The 17,250-nt window shown below is 44.7% G+C and carries 15 protein-coding genes; 10 read left to right on the forward strand and 5 right to left on the reverse strand.

Translation table 11 applies throughout. The annotated features are described in order from the left end of the window. Positions 1-43 precede the first annotated feature (43 nt). The 3 genes from ACRD6K_RS01380 (at position 44) to ACRD6K_RS01390 (ending at position 4,783) form a co-directional block, all read left to right on the forward strand. Positions 44-2,149 carry a prolyl oligopeptidase family serine peptidase gene (locus ACRD6K_RS01380; protein ID WP_430971760.1) on the forward strand — a complete coding sequence of 702 codons (2,106 nt, stop codon included), beginning with the start codon at positions 44-46 and terminating at the stop codon, positions 2,147-2,149. A 147-nt stretch (positions 2,150-2,296) separates the two neighbouring features. Continuing rightward, positions 2,297-2,935, forward strand: a complete 639-nt coding sequence (locus ACRD6K_RS01385; protein WP_430971761.1) for a deoxynucleoside kinase — start codon at positions 2,297-2,299, stop codon at positions 2,933-2,935. Between the two features lie 96 nt (positions 2,936-3,031). Further along, positions 3,032-4,783 (forward strand): tetratricopeptide repeat protein, encoded by a 1,752-nt coding sequence (locus ACRD6K_RS01390; RefSeq protein ID WP_430971762.1) that lies wholly within the window; start codon positions 3,032-3,034, stop codon positions 4,781-4,783. An 85-nt stretch (positions 4,784-4,868) separates the two neighbouring features. Here ACRD6K_RS01390 and ACRD6K_RS01395 read toward each other — a convergent pair whose 3' ends face one another. Beyond that, on the reverse strand, positions 4,869-5,399 hold the full coding sequence (locus ACRD6K_RS01395) for an RNA methyltransferase (protein WP_299578237.1): 531 nt from the start codon (positions 5,397-5,399) through the stop codon (positions 4,869-4,871). 92 nt (positions 5,400-5,491) lie between these two features. Next, a complete protein-coding gene (locus tag ACRD6K_RS01400; RefSeq protein WP_430971763.1) occupies positions 5,492-6,763 on the reverse strand; it encodes an arginine deiminase in 1,272 nt (423 codons plus the stop codon). Positions 6,764-6,851: 88 nt separating this feature from the next. Here ACRD6K_RS01400 and ACRD6K_RS01405 point away from each other — a divergent pair, with 88 nt between their 5' ends. Both ACRD6K_RS01405 and thpR read left to right on the forward strand, forming a co-directional pair. After that, complete coding sequence (locus ACRD6K_RS01405; protein ID WP_430971764.1) at positions 6,852-7,463, forward strand: DUF4294 domain-containing protein; 612 nt, start codon at positions 6,852-6,854, stop codon at positions 7,461-7,463. Positions 7,464-7,489: 26 nt separating this feature from the next. Continuing rightward, on the forward strand, positions 7,490-8,050 hold the full coding sequence (thpR, locus tag ACRD6K_RS01410; protein ID WP_430971765.1) for an RNA 2',3'-cyclic phosphodiesterase: 561 nt from the start codon (positions 7,490-7,492) through the stop codon (positions 8,048-8,050). 1 nt (position 8,051) lies between these two features. On the opposite strand, the gene ACRD6K_RS01415 is transcribed toward thpR, so the two are convergent. After that, complete coding sequence (locus tag ACRD6K_RS01415; protein ID WP_430971766.1) at positions 8,052-9,467, reverse strand: sugar transferase; 1,416 nt, start codon at positions 9,465-9,467, stop codon at positions 8,052-8,054. Between the two features lie 336 nt (positions 9,468-9,803). Between ACRD6K_RS01415 and ACRD6K_RS01420 the strand changes: the two genes are divergently transcribed. From ACRD6K_RS01420 to ACRD6K_RS01440, 5 genes are all read left to right on the forward strand, one after another. After that, entirely contained in the window at positions 9,804-10,454 is a 651-nt protein-coding gene (locus tag ACRD6K_RS01420) for a protein-L-isoaspartate(D-aspartate) O-methyltransferase (RefSeq protein ID WP_430971767.1), read from the forward strand. Positions 10,455-10,461: 7 nt separating this feature from the next. Next, positions 10,462-11,103, forward strand: a complete 642-nt coding sequence (locus ACRD6K_RS01425) for an MBL fold metallo-hydrolase (protein ID WP_430971768.1) — start codon at positions 10,462-10,464, stop codon at positions 11,101-11,103. Between the two features lie 85 nt (positions 11,104-11,188). Next, positions 11,189-14,053 (forward strand): aminomethyl-transferring glycine dehydrogenase, encoded by a 2,865-nt coding sequence (gene gcvP, locus ACRD6K_RS01430; protein WP_430971769.1) that lies wholly within the window; start codon positions 11,189-11,191, stop codon positions 14,051-14,053. A gap of 53 nt (positions 14,054-14,106) precedes the next feature. After that, the gene (gene ispE, locus ACRD6K_RS01435) at positions 14,107-14,919 is read left to right on the forward strand and encodes a 4-(cytidine 5'-diphospho)-2-C-methyl-D-erythritol kinase (RefSeq protein WP_430971770.1); all 813 of its coding nucleotides are present in this window, start codon (positions 14,107-14,109) and stop codon (positions 14,917-14,919) included. Between the two features lie 123 nt (positions 14,920-15,042). Next, positions 15,043-15,279, forward strand: a complete 237-nt coding sequence (locus ACRD6K_RS01440) for a hypothetical protein (RefSeq protein WP_299578228.1) — start codon at positions 15,043-15,045, stop codon at positions 15,277-15,279. Between the two features lie 61 nt (positions 15,280-15,340). Here the strand turns inward: ACRD6K_RS01440 and ACRD6K_RS01445 are convergent, their stop codons facing one another. Further along, positions 15,341-15,661, reverse strand: coding sequence for a biotin/lipoyl-containing protein (locus ACRD6K_RS01445; RefSeq protein WP_299578227.1), 321 nt, complete (start codon positions 15,659-15,661; stop codon positions 15,341-15,343). A gap of 15 nt (positions 15,662-15,676) precedes the next feature. Beyond that, positions 15,677-17,221: an acyl-CoA carboxylase subunit beta gene (locus ACRD6K_RS01450; RefSeq protein ID WP_299578226.1), complete on the reverse strand. Its 1,545-nt coding sequence runs from the start codon at positions 17,219-17,221 to the stop codon at positions 15,677-15,679. Between the last annotated feature and the right edge of the window lie 29 nt (positions 17,222-17,250).

Raw genomic sequence — 17,250 nt, forward strand, 5'->3', positions numbered from 1 at the left:
ATACGGATAGGTTTTAGTTTTTGCAAAACAAATATATCCGATCATGAAGAATAGCTTATACTTATTCGTTTTTGTATTGATGAGTTCCTGTACAAACCAATCCACAATACCTTATCCGGAAACCACCAAAGGCGAGGTGAAAGATACCTACTTTGGGACGGAAGTAGCTGACCCTTACCGCTGGCTGGAAGATGATAACTCAGCTGAAACAGCCGCATGGGTTGAAGAACAAAACAAGGTGACCTTTAATTACCTGGAAGCACTTCCTTACCGGGAGGAAATTAAAGGACAGCTGACCGATTTGATGGACTACCCCAAACATGGTACCCCATTTAAAAGAGCTGGAAAATATTTTTATTTCAAAAACAATGGGCTTCAAAACCAAAATGTTCTGTATCGCACCGAAAAGCTGGGCGAAGAAGCGGAAGTCATTCTCGATCCCAATACTTTTTCGGAGGACGGCACCATCGCCTTGTCAGGGGTTGAACTTTCGGAAGATGGACGATACCTGGTTTACATGGTGGCCAAGTCAGGCTCTGATTGGAATGAAATCTTTGTGAAAGATCTTGAAACCGGGAAGCTGCTTGACGACCAGATTCAATGGGTGAAGTTCTCCGGATTGGCTTGGTACAACAATGGGTTTTACTACAGTGCTTATGACCGGCCAGAGGAAGGGACTGAACTGTCAGAGTCCAATCAATATCAGAAGATTTACTATCATCAGCTTGGAACGTCGCAAGCTGAGGATCAGCTGATCATGGAAGATCAGGATAAGCCTAAGCGCATGTTTGGTGCCGAAGTTACTGAAGATAAGCGTTTCTTGCTGGTGTCGGTAAGTGAGGCTTCGCATGGAAATGCCTTGTCGGTGAAAGATTTAACCCGTACAAATGCTGCCTATGTTTCGTTAATGGACCGGCTGGATTATGAGTTTCATGTTCAGGATAATGTTGGCGACAACCTGTTTGTTCGGACCAACTATAAAGCTCCGAAGTACCGGTTGGTGAAGATTGATGTGAAGCATCCGGAAGAGGAAAATTGGGTTGAAACCATTCCGGAGAAAGACGAGGTGCTGCAGACCGTTAGTTTTGTTGGTGGCCGCATCGTGGCCGAATACATGAAAGATGCCCACAGCGTGGTGGAAGTTTATGACTACGATGGCGCTTTGGAGTATGAGATTGAACTACCCGGGCTTGGAAGTGTCGGCCAGTTTTCGGGAAAGAAGGAAGAGCCGGAAGCTTTTTACAGCTACTCATCCTACAATACACCGGGTGAAATCTATCAGTTTGATGTTGAAACCCAGGAGTCTTCGCTGTTTTATCGCCCTGAAGTGAAGTTTAATCCGGATGACTTTATTGTCAAGCAAGAGTTTTTCACTTCGAAAGACGGGACGCGTGTGCCAATGTTTATTGTGCATAAAAAAGGTCTTAAGCTCGATGGAACAAATCCCACTTTGTTATATGGTTATGGCGGATTCAACGTAAGTTTAACACCTTCTTTCTCTACCACCCGCATGGTTTTTATTGACAATGGTGGAGTTTATGTGGTGGCTAACCTGCGGGGTGGCGGTGAGTACGGTGAAGATTGGCACCAGGCCGGCACCAAGTTGAATAAGCAAAACGTATTTGACGACTGCATTGCTGCGGCAGAATACCTGATTGCCGAAAAATATACTTCGAGTGAGAAACTGGCCCTGATGGGAGGATCGAACGGAGGCTTACTGGTGGGGGCAGTCATTAATCAGCGTCCGGAGCTGTTTCAGGTAGGCCTGCCTGCTGTTGGCGTGATGGACATGCTTCGGTTTCATAAGTTTACCATTGGCTGGGCCTGGGCCGGCGACTACGGAACCAGCGAAGACAGCCAGGAAATGTTTGAGTACCTCTACGGCTATTCTCCTTATCACAACATTCGCGAAGATCTTGACTATCCGGCGGTTTTGGTAACCACAGCAGATCATGATGATCGCGTGGTGCCGGCACATTCCTTTAAATACATTGCCCGCTTGCAGGAACGGCACAGCGGATCGCAGCCTACCTTGATTCGGATTGACACCAAAGCTGGGCATGGAGCAGGTAAGCCCACCGCCAAAGTAATTGAGGAATACACCGATGTTTGGTCATTTCTGTTTTTCCATCTGGGTATGAGGATGTAAACACTCACCGAATACATACTATCATCAGCTTTGGGCTGAAATCGTTATTCACCATCAGCAGATGAGGCAAGAGATCTTGCCAATCAACAGGAAATTATTGTACTTTTATGTCCCGGAAGAGATGAAGCTTCCGGGATTTTTTTTGACATGAAGATCAACTACTTAGTCATAGAAGGAAATATTGGCTCGGGGAAAACAACTCTGGTCAATAAGATTGCCGAGGAATTTGAAGCCCGAACTGTATTGGAAGGCTTTGATAACAATCCGTTTCTGCCCAAATTTTACAACGAGCGTGAGAAGTTTGCCTTTCCGCTGGAAATGTCGTTTTTAGCTGACCGCTACAACCAGTTGAAAAACAACATTCGTGAGTTTGAGCTTTTCAGCTCGTTCCTTGTTTCGGACTATTACTTTATGAAATCGCTGATTTTTGCCCAAACCACCCTGTCGCCCGATGAGTATGTGTTGTATCAACGTTTTTTTAACATCATCTACGACAAGTTGCCCAAGCCTGATCTTTACGTATATTTACATGCTGATGTTGAAAAACTGCTAAGCAATATTGAAAAAAGAGGACGGGCTTACGAGCAGAATATGGATCCGGCTTACCTGGAGCAAATCCGTCAGGGATATTTCTGTTTTTTTAAGCAACAAAATGATTTTCCAATTCTGGTAATTGATACGAATAATATTGATTTTGTGCATGATGAAACTCATTTTCGCCAACTGCTTTCCGTTATTTTTGAAACCGACTATTCCAGTGGGATTAACAGGGTTTTAATGGATTAAAAAAGTTCGAACAATGCTTTTATTTCGTCAAAACATTGCTATTTTTGTGTACAAGTACCGAATTAATTCAAAATTAAATATTCTAATACTGTCGACATGAAAAAACTTAGTTTAAAAACTCTATCCTTTTTTGTTTTGGCTGCAGTGCTTTTTGCAGGCTGCTCCAGCCTTAAGAAGATGAAAAAGAATGCAGATGACATTAACTTCAAAGTAACTCCGGAAATTTTAGAAGCCAACGGTGGCGATGTGGATGTTGCTATTGATGGCCGTTTCCCGGCAAAATATTTCAACAAAAAAGCCACAATTGTAGCGACTCCGGTCTTAAAATATGACGGTGGTGAAACTGCATTCGAATCAGTAACTCTTCAAGGGGAAAAAGTAGACGCCAACAATAAAGTGATTAGCTATGCTGGTGGAAACTTTTCATACAAAGATGCGGTAGCTTATGATGATGACATGCGTGTTTCTGATCTTGAAATTCGTATTACTGCGTCAAAAGGATCTAAGAGTTTGGATTTCGAGCCGATCAAAGTGGCTGACGGTGTGTTGTCAACTTCAGAAATGGCCATTAACTACCCCATGCCAATCATTGGTATTCAGCGTGAGAAAAACACAACAGGTGTTTACGATCCAAACATCGATGCATTCCAACGCATTGTGCCAGATCAGTATGTAGCTGACATTCACTACTTAATCAACAGCTCTTACGTTCGTGGAACTGAATTGAAAAGCGAAGATGTAAAAGAATTGTATGCTTACGCGAAAGACGCTTTCGAGGCTGAGCGCAAAGAGTTGAAAAATGTTGAAGTTTCAGCTTATGCTTCTCCTGATGGTGAGTTGGATTGGAACACAAAATTGTCTGAGCAACGTGAAAACTCTTCAAACAAAGTTGTTGCCAGAGAATTGAAAAAAGAAAAAGTGGAAGCTGAATTGAAAACAAAATTCACTCCGGAAGACTGGGAAGGTTTCCAGGAAATGATGGAAAAATCTAACATCCAGGATAAAGAATTGATCTTGCGTGTTCTTTCGATGTACTCAGATCCTGAAGTACGTGAGCGTGAAATCAGAAACTTGTCTGAAGCCTTTACAGTTGTTGCTGACGAGATTCTTCCAAAATTGCGTCGTGCTAAAATTTCTGCCAACGTTGACCTGATTGGTAAAACGGACGAAGAAATCGCCGCTTTGGCTGACTCTGATCCAGCTTCATTGAACCCAGCAGAATTGCTTTACGCTGCTACTTTAACAGCTGACCAAAACAAAAAACTGGCGATCTACAATTCATTTATCAAAGTTTATCCTAAAGACTGGAGAGGTCATAACAACGCTGGTATGATCTTGGCTCAGCAAGGAAAATACGATGATGCAAAACCATTGTTCGAAAAAGCTGAAAGCTTGGCAAGCAATGAGCCAATCATCAAAAACAACCTGGGAACTGTAGCTCTACGTCAAGGTGATTTGGACAAAGCGGAAACTTTATTCGGTGCTGCTTCAGGTGCTGGCGAAGAAGTTAACTACAACTTAGGAATTGTTGCCCTGAAAAAAGGTGAGTATGACAAAGCCGTTCAATTGTTTGGCGACAGCGATTCTCCAAACGTAGGTTTGGCTAAAATCCTTGCTGGTGATAATAATGGTGCGTTGAAATCATTGGAGAACTGCACTTGGGAAGGCTGCTACATGAAAGAATACTTCAAAGCAGTTGTTGGTGCTCGTACAGCTAAAGAAAACCTGATGTACGAAAGCCTTGAAAAAGCAGTTGATATGAAACCTGAGTTGAAAGAAAAAGCAGCTACAGATTTAGAATTTGCTAAATACTGGGATGACGCTAAATTTCAAGGAATTGTAAAATAATAACATCGATCAAGATCGATGAGCTAAAAAAAAGCGACTTCATTTGAAGTCGCTTTTTTTATGTCTTTTCTGAAATGGAATTCAATTAGTAGCGGAACTTTTTAAACAGGTCCCACATCACAATGCCGGCGCTAACCGAGACATTGAAGGAATGCTTGATCCCAAACTGAGGAATCTCAATGGCGCCATCACACTGGTTAATGACTTGTTGCTGTACCCCTTTTACTTCATTGCCAAAGACCAGCGCTAAGCGGTCGTCTTTCTTTACCTCAAAATCCGGAAGCATGATGCTGTTTTCGACCTGTTCCAAAGCAAATATGCGGTAGCCTTCTTCTTTTAGTTGCTGAATGGAATCTTCGGTCTTTTCAAAATAAGTCCAAGGAACCGATTTTTCGGCATCCAAAGCTGTTTTATGAATTTCTTTGTTGGGTGGGGTAGCTGTAATGCCGCATAAGTGCACTGCTTCAATCAGCAGGGCATCGGATGTTCGAAATACTGAGCCGATGTTGTTGCAGCTGCGAATATTGTCCAGTACAATCACTAAGGGCGTCTTTTCTGTCTTTTTGTATTCTTCGGCACTGATTCGCCCGAGTTCGTTTGTTCGTAGTTTACGCATCAAAATTAGTTCAAATTGAAAACAGAACTGTTTTCTCCATTTTTAAATCATAAATAATAGCACGGTAGCTTTTGTAATGGCTTTGCTCAGAGCTACCACTCAATCGACTTTCGGCGGAAAGGCATGCTCATACACCGGGCTCCGCCACCACCGCGTGCCAGTTCAGAACCGGCAATGGTAATCACGCATTTCTGGTTTTTCGGAAGCGTTGCTTTCCCGCTGATATAATCTTCGGCCTTAATGACCTCAAAGCCATTTTTGTTGAGCTCTTCCACCGTATTAACATTGCGTTCGTAGCCAATAACCTGCCCGGGGGCGATGGCGAAAAAGTTGGCTCCGCTGTGCCATTGTTCCCGTTCCTGAGTCCAGATGTCCTTGCTGCCACCACAATGAATCGGTTTCAGATCCATGCCGAGTTTCTTCAGCGCTTCCGGCAGGTTTTTCTCTTCTTGAATGGATGAAACTTCTCCGTTTTCAATTTGAATATGAATGGTGTGGTAACGATTGGTACCTAAAATCAAGGGTTCGTAAACCATGCAGGCATCGCGGTCCAGAAAGGTGAAAACCATATCGAGGTGAATAAATGACTCCGGCATATCGGGCAGTTCCTGCACGATGACATGGTGGATTTTCTCCTTTTTAGCCTTGATGCTTTCCAGAATAAAATCAATTCCTTCGGTACTGGTTCGGATACCGGTTCCGATTACGAGCACATCTTCACGCGCCACCTGAAAATCACCGCCTTCAATCATGATTTTTTTGTCAGGCGTTAGGCCTTCAGCATTCAAGGGGTTTAAGGTCCGGGCTTCGATTAATGGATGGTTGTTGAAGATGGTCTCCATGATTAAAGCCTCGCGGTCGCGAACTTTGTTGGCCATTTTCCCAATGACAACCTCGTCGCAAAAGGACATGGAAGCGTCGCGGGTGAATAAAAAGTTATGGAGTGGAGTCAGGCTAAAACGTTCCTGGCTCAGGTAGCGAGTCAGGTTGTCACGCTTGATGGGAACTCCCTGAATCAACTGGCGGGCAAGTTCTTTTGCGTCAATTTCGAGCAAGGCTGGAAGGATGTCCAGCGCTTTCTCGGCGGTGCATATTTCCTGCAACAGTTTTTGTCGCACCAGATCATTACTAAGCACATCGCTAAGCAGGTCTTTCACTTCAAAACAACGACTGGCTTTGGATAAGACGCCCTTCAGTTGCATGTATTCTTTTCCGGCAACTGCCAGGTTCAGGATATCACTGTATAAAGCCCGTTTGGCTGTTTCCGGGGTCATTTCCTCCACTTCCAGTCCCGGAGTATGTACAATGACGCCTTCGAGTTTGCCGAACTCCGATGTTACGTTTACTTTTAATCTTTCAGACATGTGACCATTTTCTAAGATTTGCACAAATATAGTAACTCTAAACCGAAGCTAATCTGAAACAAGCCTGATTCGTTTCAAGTTAAATAACATGTCATTATCTTCGCAGGGTACCATGAAAAACTATTTGATTTTATTCGTTTGGTTTTTTAGTCTGGCTCTGGCAGGAATGGCTCAGGAGCCGGATTCGCTGCATTGGCTTGAGGGTGTTGAGTCGAATGGGGATACTTTGCCTCATCAGAATCTGGAGGAAATCCCTGTTTTCCCTAAGTTGAAGTTTAAAAACCGGAGGTATGAAAAGCGCTATTACCGGCTGGAGCGAAAGGTCAAAAAAGTGTATCCGTATGCGACCAAGGCGGCTGAGCTTCTGGAAAAATATGAAGCGGAGTACTTGGCTGCAGCGACCGAGAAAGAGCGCCGGAAATATGTGAAACAGGTAGAGAAAGAACTGTTTGACCAATATGGGCCGGAGTTGAAGAAATTGTCCATTTCGGAAGGGCGGATTCTGATCAAATTGATTGACCGTCAGACCGGGCATACTTCGTACGAGCTGATTCGAGACCTGAAAGGGGGATTGGTAGCTTTCTTCTGGCAAGGGGTGGCACGCTTGTTTGGTAACGACCTGAAAGAGGAGTACGATCCGGTGATTGAAGACCTATTAATCGAACAGATTATTCTGAGGATTGAGGCCGGAGTTATTTGAACCAATTTCATATGTAACGGGTAGCAATGGAAGTAAAACGCGTATTTATTGCCTTTAAAATTAACTTGCAGCCGGTGCTTCAGCAACATGTTCAACAGTTAAAGCAAGAGCTGAAGCAGGAGCGGATTCGGTGGGTGCCTGAGGAAAATCAGCATTTGACCATTCGTTTTTTGGGGGACCTTTCAGCAAACCAGCTGGGCGAGGTGAAGGCTGTGCTCAATCGGGTAGCCAGGCATACCAAATCGTTTTCATTTCAGCTGGGAGGATTGGCTTATTTCCGGCACCGGGGAATTCCATCGGTTATTTTTCTTGGGGTACAAACCGACGAAATATTGGTAGAGTTGGCCAAAAAACTCCGAGCGGAGCTGGAAAATGCCGGAATCGAATCTTCCAAAAAGTACAATCCGCACCTGACGCTGGGGCGACTTAAACGCCCCAATAACGTCGAGCATTTTGAAGCCACGATGGAAAAGTTGCGGACAACAGCAATTCAAAATGTGATTGCTGATGAATTGATATTGTATGAGAGTCACTTGTCTCCTTCCGGCTCAAAATACCATGTTTTGGGAAAATACACGTTGGGCTAGTTTACTTTCCATCACCTTTAAAGCAGGCAATGAGGGTGTAAATTAAGATTTTGAAATCGATGTAAATCGACCTGTTATTCAAATAAACCAAGTCGTAAGGAAGTCGTTTGATCATCTGGTCAACCGAAGAAGCGTACCCGTACTTTACTTGTCCCCAAGAGGTGATTCCGGGCCGGATTTTGTGCAAAAGACTGAAGTGCGGCGCTTGTTTCACAATCTGTTCAATGAAGTACTTACGCTCCGGACGTGGACCGACCAACGACATCTCCCCTTTAATGACATTTAAAAACTGGGGAATTTCATCGAGATGTGTTCGTCGCAGAAATTGCCCGACAGGGATGATACGGGGATCATTTTCTCCGGATAGTTCCGGGCCGTTCTTTTCTGCATGCCGGACCATGGTTCGGAATTTAAAGATGGTAAACGGTTTGCCAAACCGTCCAATTCGTTCTTGTTTGTAAAGCACCGGCCCACTGCTTTGAAGTTTGATGATGATGGCAATGATAAGGCTGGGAGGCAAGAAGAAAAGAATTGCCAGAACGGAAAAGCTGATGTCAATCAGTCGCTTGAGTTTGGCTTGCCAGTCGGGCAAAATGCCGTTGGATATTTTCAGAAGCGGGCTACCGTATATAATACGACTGTGGGTATTCCCGGATAATAAATCGTATAAATCCGGAATTCCCCAGATGGTTAGATTCAGATTTTGGAGGGCGGTTAAAACAGGCGCAAGCAAATCATGCTGGGACGATTCAATGGCAATGATCACTTCTTCCAGTTTGTGCTTTTCAGCAATGGTGGCAAGGTCATTTAAGTTCCCCAAGTTGGGAAGCTCTGGCGAAAGTATTTGCGGATCATCCTCATCAATGGTCAGGAAACCAATAAACTGAAAGCCGGCAGGCCTGGGCTGACTGTTTAGCTCGCGATAAATGTTCAGGGCCTTTTCATTGCTTCCAATGAGCAAGGTGTTAAATCCGAATTCACGCTGATGAATCCGGCGTATAATTCGACTGGTTTGAATAAGCCGAAAGAGATAGGTGAAACAAAAGTGGAGCAGAAAAAGGGTGACGAATAATTTATAGTAGTCCTGGTAGCCACTGATGTAATCGTCAAGCAGAAAGCAGAAAAACAGAATGACCACTCCGGTTAAGGAGCTTAGGAACGTTTGCCCCAACTCCAGTAAGCGCGATTTTCGGAAAATGTTGCTGTAATAGCCTGAGAAATAGTAAATGAAAATCCAAAACAAAGGGATTAGCACTAAAGCCAGGAAAAACTGTTGGGTCAATTCAAACGGAACATCAACCTGGAACAGCTGCGGTTCGATATGGCGCTTGCGGTAGACGTAAAACAAAGTCCAGCTGGTTGCAGCTGCGATAAAGTCAAAAAATAAGTACCTGGCTACTTGTACTTTTTCCTTCATAGAGACAAATTTGGGTTGCTTGCGTCTGCTACGCCTCTTGGTTGAAACGGGCGGCAGGGCTAATTAATGGACTAATTTAACCTTTTTAGCTTGTTCTCCATCACGGAATGCTTGCTATCGCATCAACTTTCAGCGGATCGCGTGGAGAGCCTTGTGGCTGGCAAGGAACGAAAGCAAATTCCTTTTGGTGATTATAGCGTCCGTTTAGAAATAAAAGGCTATTTTGATGGACTCGGCCAAATCAGTACTTTTCAACGGGATTTGTTGATAATGTTAACTGCTAAGGCCACAAATTACAGTCATTTTGGTGTATTTTTACCTAAAAATTGGATGCTAATGGATGCTCGCGATAGTTTAAGACATAAAGGATTGCGGAAGCGCTTAGTTGAAGGTATTCGTATTAAAGGTGTTAGAGATCAACGGGTACTTGATGCCATCGCCAAGGTTCCGCGCCACCTGTTTATGGATAGTAGTTTTATTCAGTTTGCCTACAAGGATCAGGCGTTCCCTATCGGTGCCGGACAAACCATTTCGCAGCCTTTTACGGTTGCTTTTCAAACCCAGCTGCTGGATGTGCAACCCAACGAGAAAGTGTTGGAAGTGGGAACCGGCAGTGGCTATCAAGCAGCTGTGCTGCTTGAAATTGGTGCTACGGTTTTTACCATTGAGCGCCAGCGCGAACTTTTCCTGAAAGTGCAGCAGTTACTTCCCGAATTGGGTTATCATCCCAAGTTCTTTTATGGTGATGGTTACAAAGGATTGCCAACATACGGGCCGTTCGATAAGATCATTATCACAGCCGGGGCGCCGTATGTTCCGGAAGACTTGCTGCTGCAGTTACGTGTAGGTGGCGTGTTGGTGGTTCCCGTGGGACCAACCGAAAAACAAATCATGTATAAAATTACCCGAATTTCTGAGGAAGAATTTGAAAGGGAAAAACATGGAACATTTGTTTTTGTTCCCATGTTAAAGGGTACTGTTAATTAATAAGCGAATGATACAAATTAAGAAATTTACATTTAATCCGATACAGGAGAATACTTATGTGTTGTATGACGAAACCGGAGAGTGCATCATTGTTGATGCCGGTTGCTTTTTCGATTATGAGCAGCAAGAGCTGGATCAGTTTATTCAGGAAAAGCAATTGAAGCCGGTTAAGTTGGTCAATACCCATTGCCATTTCGACCACATATTGGGGATTAATTATTGCCGGAGTAAGTATAACATTCCGTTCTATGCGCACCAGGAAGATGCTTTTCTGGTGGAAGCCATCACCGAGCATGGAGATCGGTTTGGGGTGCCCGTAGAACCTGTCGATCCGGCTGACCACTTTTTAACCGAAGGGCAACCGGTTGTTTTTGGAAATTCTTCGTTGGAGGTGATTCATGTGCCGGGCCACGCTCCGGGGCATGTCGTGCTGCATCAACCCGATCAGCAATTCATGCTGGTAGGTGATGTGTTGTTTTACGGAAGTATTGGCCGTACCGATTTACCCAAAGGGAATTTTGAGCAGCTGGTTGGAAACATCAAAAACAAGTTATTCAAATTCCCGGATGAGACGGTGGTTTACAGCGGACATGGGCCGGAAACCAGCATTGGATTTGAGAAAAAGAGCAATCCCTTTTTAGTGGACTGAACGCACTAGTTGCGGGTAAAAATCATTTTTTTATACACATCTTCCAGCTAATATTACAGCAAACTTCAGATATAAAAAAGAAAAAATGGGAAGTGATAATTTTGCAACACGCCATATTGGTCCTCGGGAGGAGGATATCAAAAGTATGCTGGAAACCATCGGCGTTTCCTCTCTTGAAGAGTTAATTGATCAGGCTGTTCCAGCCAATATCCGGTTGGAAAAGCCATTGAAGCTGAAGGATGGACTGACGGAAAGAAAATATTACCGTCGGATTCACGATTTGGCTAAAATGAACAAAGTGTTCAATACCTATATCGGGATGGGGTACTACGACACCATTACGCCCGCTGTCATTCTGCGGAATGTTTTGGAAAACCCGGTTTGGTACACTTCCTATACCCCTTACCAGGCCGAAATCTCTCAGGGCAGGCTGGAAGCTTTGTTGAATTTTCAAACCATGGTTTGTGAGCTGACGGGGATGGAACTGGCGAATGCCTCCTTGCTTGATGAAGCGACAGCAGCAGCCGAAGCCATGGTAATGATGTACAATGGACGGTCCAGAGCTAAAGCCAAAGCCGGTGCCAATGTGGTTTTGATTGATGAAAATATGTGGCCGCAGACATTGGAAGTACTTCAGACACGGGCCATGCCGTTAAACATTGATTTGAGGATTGGTGCTATTGGTGACTTTGCTTTTGATGAGCAGGTTATTGGAGCCATGTTGCAATATCCGAACGCCAATGGCGAAATTTTGTCTTATGACAACTGGGTGGAACAGGCCCATGCTGTGGATGCCAAAGTGGCTGTGGCGGCAGATTTGCTTAGCTTGGCCTTGTTAACACCTCCGGGAGAATGGGGAGCCGACATTGTTTTTGGAAGCTCACAACGCTTTGGCGTACCTATGGGCTATGGAGGTCCACATGCCGCTTTCTTTACAGCCCGTGCCGAGTACAAGCGGATTATGCCCGGCCGAATCATTGGCGTTTCAAAAGATAAGCATGGTAATCATGCTTTACGCATGGCGCTTCAAACACGTGAACAGCATATCAAACGCGAAAAGGCAACTTCTAATATCTGTACAGCCCAGGCGCTGCTGGCTACGATGGCCGGTTTTTACGGGGTGTATCATGGTCCGGAAGGAATCCGTGGAATTGCCGAACGGGTTCATGCCATCGCTGTTTTGCTGGACAAGCAAATAAGCGCACTGGGCTACCAGCAGTTGAATCAGAATTATTTTGACACCATTCGTTTTGCGCTGCCCAAGCACGTTAAGCGCGAAGACATTGAGTGGCTTTCGCATGAGCTGGAAATGAACTTCCGTTATTTTGAAAATGGGGAAGTTGGTTTAAGCATCGATGAAACCACCAATCTGGAAGATATTAACTGGATTATTGAGGTGTTTGCCAAAGCTGCAAACAAACGTTATCCGCATATTCTGGACTATCCGGAAGTGTGTGCGATTGATGCAGCCTTTTTGCGTCAGTCTTCATTTATGAAGCAGGAGGTGTTTAAAAAGTACCGTTCGGAAACCGAGATGCTGCGCTACATTAAAAAGTTGGAGCATCGTGATATTTCTCTGGCACACTCCATGATTCCACTGGGCTCATGCACCATGAAACTGAATGCAGCAACCGAAATGTTGCCGCTTAGCTGGTTTGAGTTTAGCAGTATGCACCCTTTTGTGCCTAAGAATCAGGCTCGCGGCTACCATGAAATGATGGAGGAGCTGCGACGTGATTTGGCTGAAATTACTGGTTTTGCTGATGTGAGTCTGCAGCCAAACTCAGGGGCAGCTGGTGAGTACGCCGGATTAATGGTAATCCGCCAGTACCACCTAAGCCGTGGAGATGATCATCGGAATGTGGTGTTGATTCCCGCCTCGGCGCATGGAACCAATCCGGCAAGTGCCGTAATGGCCGGGATGAATGTGGTAGTGGTGCCTTGCGATGAAAAGGGAAATGTGGATGTAGAAGCTCTACGTCAGAAAGCGGAAGAATACAAGGATACCCTTTCAGCCTTTATGGTTACTTACCCGTCAACGCACGGGGTGTTTGAAGCATCGATTGTGGAGATGTGCGAAATCATTCATCAGAATGGTGGTCAGGTTTACATGGATGGTGCCAACATGAATGCGCAGGTGGGCTTGACCAATCCCAAGCGGATTGGTGCCGATGTTTGTCACCTGAATTTGCATAAAACTTTTGCCATTCCACACGGTGGTGGTGGCCCGGGGGTTGGCCCAATCGGAGTGGCTGAGCATTTGGTGAAATTCCTACCATCGCATCCGGTTATGAATAACGGACATATAGGAATTTCTGCTGTTTCGGCAGCGCCATGGGGTAGTGCCTCTGTGCTGCCCATTACCTATGGATATATTAAAATGCTGGGCGCTGATGGCTTGACCAAGGCCACGGAGATTGCCATTTTGAATGCCAATTATATTGCCAGTCAGCTGAAAGATACATACGGCATTTTATATGTTGGAGAAAAGGGACGGGTGGCACACGAAATGATTCTGGAGTGCCGTCATTTGAAGGCAGATTCAGGAATTACCGAAGCCGATATTGCTAAGCGTTTGATGGATTATGGCTTCCATGCACCAACACTCTCATTTCCGGTTCATGGTACTTTGATGATTGAGCCAACCGAAAGCGAATCAAAAGAGGAGCTGGATCGTTTCATTGAGGCATTAAAATCGATTTTCGAAGAAATTCAAGCCATCATCCGGGGTGAATCGGACAAGGAAGACAACCCGCTGAAAAATGCGCCGCACACGGCTGATACCGTAACAGCTGACAACTGGGAGCATGCTTACAGTCGCCAGCAGGCAGCCTTCCCGTTGTTGTGGCAAAAAGAAAATAAATACTGGCCACCAGTTGGCCGTGTAGACGATGCTTATGGTGATCGCAACTTGATGTGTACCTGCGATCCGATAGAATCTTATCAATAGTTACTTGATCATGACTGCTGTTTCGTATCTTTACAGCAGTCATTTTTTTTACCATGATAGTATATCCGATTGCCAAAATTAATTTGGGTCTTTTGGTTACAGAGAAACGACCCGATGGATTTCATAATATAGAGACCGTTTTTTACCCTGTCCCGATTCAGGATGCCTTGGAAGTGGTCGAATCTGACGCTTTTAGCATTGCAATTTCAGGGATTGATTTGAAGGAAGACTTTGAAAAAAACCTGGTTGTGAAAGCCTATCAGTTGCTGAAAACGGATTTTCAGTTACCTCCGGTGAAAATTCATTTGCACAAGAATATTCCGGTAGGAGCGGGTCTTGGCGGAGGTTCGTCGGATGCAGCCTACATGCTGCTTCTTTTAAATGAGCTTTTTCAACTGAAGCTTTCCGAAGAGCAATTGTTGGCTTATGCCTTGCAATTGGGGAGCGATTGTCCGTTTTTTATTCGTCAGAAACCGGCTCTTGCCCGTGGTCGCGGGGAGTTACTGGAAGAGGTTCATCTGAATTTATCTGACTACTACCTGGCTGTTGTAAAGCCTCCTATCCATATTTCTACCCCGGAAGCCTATAAAAATATTGTACCCGGTATGAGTCGAATGTCCCTGAAAGCATTGATTCAATTTCCCGTTTCAAAATGGAAGGGCAACCTTCAGAATCAATTTGAGCAGGTTGTCTTTGAGAAGCATCCTGAAGTAAAGGCCATCAAAGAAAAATTATACCAGCTGGGAGCCACTTTCGCCTTAATGTCCGGAAGCGGTTCGGCGGTGTATGGTCTTTTCCGCTCCGAGAAGAAGAATCTGGCGGCTCATTTCCCGGGTGATTACGAAGTGTTTAGCCAGAAATTATAAGGATTTTAAGATTTCATTAAGATTAAACTCAGAAACTTTAACAGTCTCGTTCGTAACTTTTGCTCTTTTCGTGAGTCTTTTGATTAGAAAACAATTAGAAACACACACGAAAGTCTTGAAGCTATGAAACGATTCGTTAAACAAATTTTAGTATTGGCTCTTTTTGCTGCTGTTTTGGCGGGCATGCAGAGTAGAGCAAGGAGCGATTTGATGAAAGCAGAAGTTGAGCCGGCATTGGAGCTCGAAAGCTGGATGGTGGATGAGTTTTTCTGGAACCGGGGAACAATGGACTGGACTCCGGCAATTGATCAGACGCTGGCACTTGAAGCCTGGATGGTGGATGATAACTACTGGCAATAGAACAAGAGGGGATGCCCGGCGGTTGAAAACAAATAAAAAAAGGGGCTTAAGCCCCTTTTTTTTATAATGGTTTGATTTCAAGCATCAAATGTTTCTTCGGAATTTTCTCTCCCGGTTTAACATGCACTTTAACAATTTGGCCATCAAATGGCATTTGAACGTTGTTGTGCATTTTCATCGCTTCCAGGATCAACAAGCTATCACCTTCTTTCAGTTTTTCACCCGCTTTTACATGCACATCAATGATGGTTCCGGGGATGAATGAATAGATAAGGTTTTCATCGGGGGTTGCCCAAATCGGCCTGTTCCGGTATTTGCGCGTGTACTCAGTCAAGTACTTTGCGCTATGAACGATTATCGTTTCGTATTTCTTTTCAGTCATACTTCTTGTTTTAGTTTAAAATGGAGGAATTCCGTGCTTTTTGCTTGGTCCGCTCACTGCTTTGTTCGCAGACACTTGCAGGGCGTGAAGCAACATTTTGCGGGTATCTTCAGGTTCGATAACCTCATCGATGTATCCTCTTGCTGCTGCCACATACGGGTTGGCAAATTTTTCTTTGTACTCCTCAATTTTAACCTGACGCATGGCATCCGGATCTTCTGCTTCGCTGATTTCCTTACGGAATACGATGTTCGCAGCTCCTTCAGGCCCCATAACGGCAATTTCGGCTGTAGGCCATGCAAATACGAAGTCGGCACGCAGGTGACGCGAGTTCATGGCAATATAACCTCCACCGTAAGCCTTGCGGATAATCACGGTGATTTTTGGAACAGTGGCTTCACTGTAAGCATACAGAATTTTTGCACCATGGCGAATTACACCGGCATGCTCCTGGTCAACGCCCGGAAGATAGCCTGGTAAGTCTTCTAAAGTGATGATTGGGATGTTGAAAGCGTTACAGTAGCGAATGAAGCGGGCTGCTTTATCCGAGCTGTCGCAATCCAATACTCCGGCCAATACTTTAGGCTGGTTGGCGACAAAACCAACTGTTTCTCCGTTCAAGCGACCAAATCCGATAACGATGTTTGGAGCAAACAATTCCATGATTTCAAAGAACTCAGAATCGTCGGTGATGGCTCCAATAATGTCACGAATGTCATAAGGCATTTTAGGATCGCCGGGAACGATATTCTCAATTTTTGTCTTCTTCTTCGGAAGTTGAGGCTCAATTTTCGTTGCTTTTTGCTTGTTGTTCCATGGAATGTAAGCCATCAATTTCTTGATTTGATCAAAGCATTCCAATTCGCTTTCAGCATAGAAGTGGGCGTTCCCGGTCACTTCAGCATGAACTTTAGCTCCTCCAAGCTCTTCCATGGAGATTTCCTCGCCAAGTACCGTTTTGATGACACTTGGTCCGGTAATAAACATTTTGGAGATGTTATTAACCACAAATACAAAGTCAGTTAAAGCAGGAGAGTATACGGCTCCACCGGCGCAAGGGCCCAGAATAACTGAGATTTGAGGGATCACACCAGAGGCCAGGGTATTGCGGAAGAAAATTTCGCCATAACCTGCCAGGGAGTCAACACCTTCCTGAATACGGGCACCACCAGAGTCGTTGATACCGATTAAAGGCACGCGCATTTTAAGGGCGTGATCCATGATTTTTGTGATTTTCCGGGCGTGCATTAAGCCCAGTGACCCACCGGCTACGGTGAAATCTTGTGCAAAAATACAAATCGGAGAACCATGAATTGTTCCTGTTCCGATGATGACACCATCGCCATGCAATTTTTTCTTTTCCATGTCAAAATCGCGGCCAACGTGCTCAACAAACAGGTCGTACTCGTGAAATGAACCCTCGTCAAGGATGTATAAAATACGTTCGCGGGCCGTGAGTTTCCCCATGGCTACTTGCTTCTCAATGGCTTTTTCACCACCACCTTTGAGAACTTCACTTTTCCTTTTTCGAAGGTCAAGGATATTCCGTTTCAACGACATATCATATAGTTTTAATTAAAAAAAATGTC

The organism is Sunxiuqinia rutila (assembly GCF_050589705.1).
In the GTDB taxonomy this organism is placed as follows: Bacteria; Bacteroidota; Bacteroidia; order Bacteroidales; family Prolixibacteraceae; genus Sunxiuqinia; species Sunxiuqinia rutila.

What these genes read in the sequence shown, in the direction of transcription:
- ACRD6K_RS01440 (WP_299578228.1), top strand. Translation starts at nt 15,043, where the DNA reads ATGAAACGATTCGTTAAACAAATTTTAGTATTGGCTCTTTTTGCTGCT.
- ACRD6K_RS01445 (WP_299578227.1), bottom strand. Translation starts at nt 15,661, where the DNA reads ATGACTGAAAAGAAATACGAAACGATAATCGTTCATAGCGCAAAGTAC.
- ACRD6K_RS01385 (WP_430971761.1), top strand. Translation starts at nt 2,297, where the DNA reads ATGAAGATCAACTACTTAGTCATAGAAGGAAATATTGGCTCGGGGAAA.
- ACRD6K_RS01425 (WP_430971768.1), top strand. Translation starts at nt 10,462, where the DNA reads ATGATACAAATTAAGAAATTTACATTTAATCCGATACAGGAGAATACT.
- ACRD6K_RS01390 (WP_430971762.1), top strand. Translation starts at nt 3,032, where the DNA reads ATGAAAAAACTTAGTTTAAAAACTCTATCCTTTTTTGTTTTGGCTGCA.
- ACRD6K_RS01395 (WP_299578237.1), bottom strand. Translation starts at nt 5,399, where the DNA reads ATGCGTAAACTACGAACAAACGAACTCGGGCGAATCAGTGCCGAAGAA.
- ACRD6K_RS01405 (WP_430971764.1), top strand. Translation starts at nt 6,852, where the DNA reads ATGTCATTATCTTCGCAGGGTACCATGAAAAACTATTTGATTTTATTC.
- gcvP (WP_430971769.1), top strand. Translation starts at nt 11,189, where the DNA reads ATGGGAAGTGATAATTTTGCAACACGCCATATTGGTCCTCGGGAGGAG.
- thpR (WP_430971765.1), top strand. Translation starts at nt 7,490, where the DNA reads ATGGAAGTAAAACGCGTATTTATTGCCTTTAAAATTAACTTGCAGCCG.
- ispE (WP_430971770.1), top strand. Translation starts at nt 14,107, where the DNA reads ATGATAGTATATCCGATTGCCAAAATTAATTTGGGTCTTTTGGTTACA.
- ACRD6K_RS01450 (WP_299578226.1), bottom strand. Translation starts at nt 17,221, where the DNA reads ATGTCGTTGAAACGGAATATCCTTGACCTTCGAAAAAGGAAAAGTGAA.
- ACRD6K_RS01415 (WP_430971766.1), bottom strand. Translation starts at nt 9,467, where the DNA reads ATGAAGGAAAAAGTACAAGTAGCCAGGTACTTATTTTTTGACTTTATC.
- ACRD6K_RS01380 (WP_430971760.1), top strand. Translation starts at nt 44, where the DNA reads ATGAAGAATAGCTTATACTTATTCGTTTTTGTATTGATGAGTTCCTGT.
- ACRD6K_RS01420 (WP_430971767.1), top strand. Translation starts at nt 9,804, where the DNA reads ATGGATGCTCGCGATAGTTTAAGACATAAAGGATTGCGGAAGCGCTTA.
- ACRD6K_RS01400 (WP_430971763.1), bottom strand. Translation starts at nt 6,763, where the DNA reads ATGTCTGAAAGATTAAAAGTAAACGTAACATCGGAGTTCGGCAAACTC.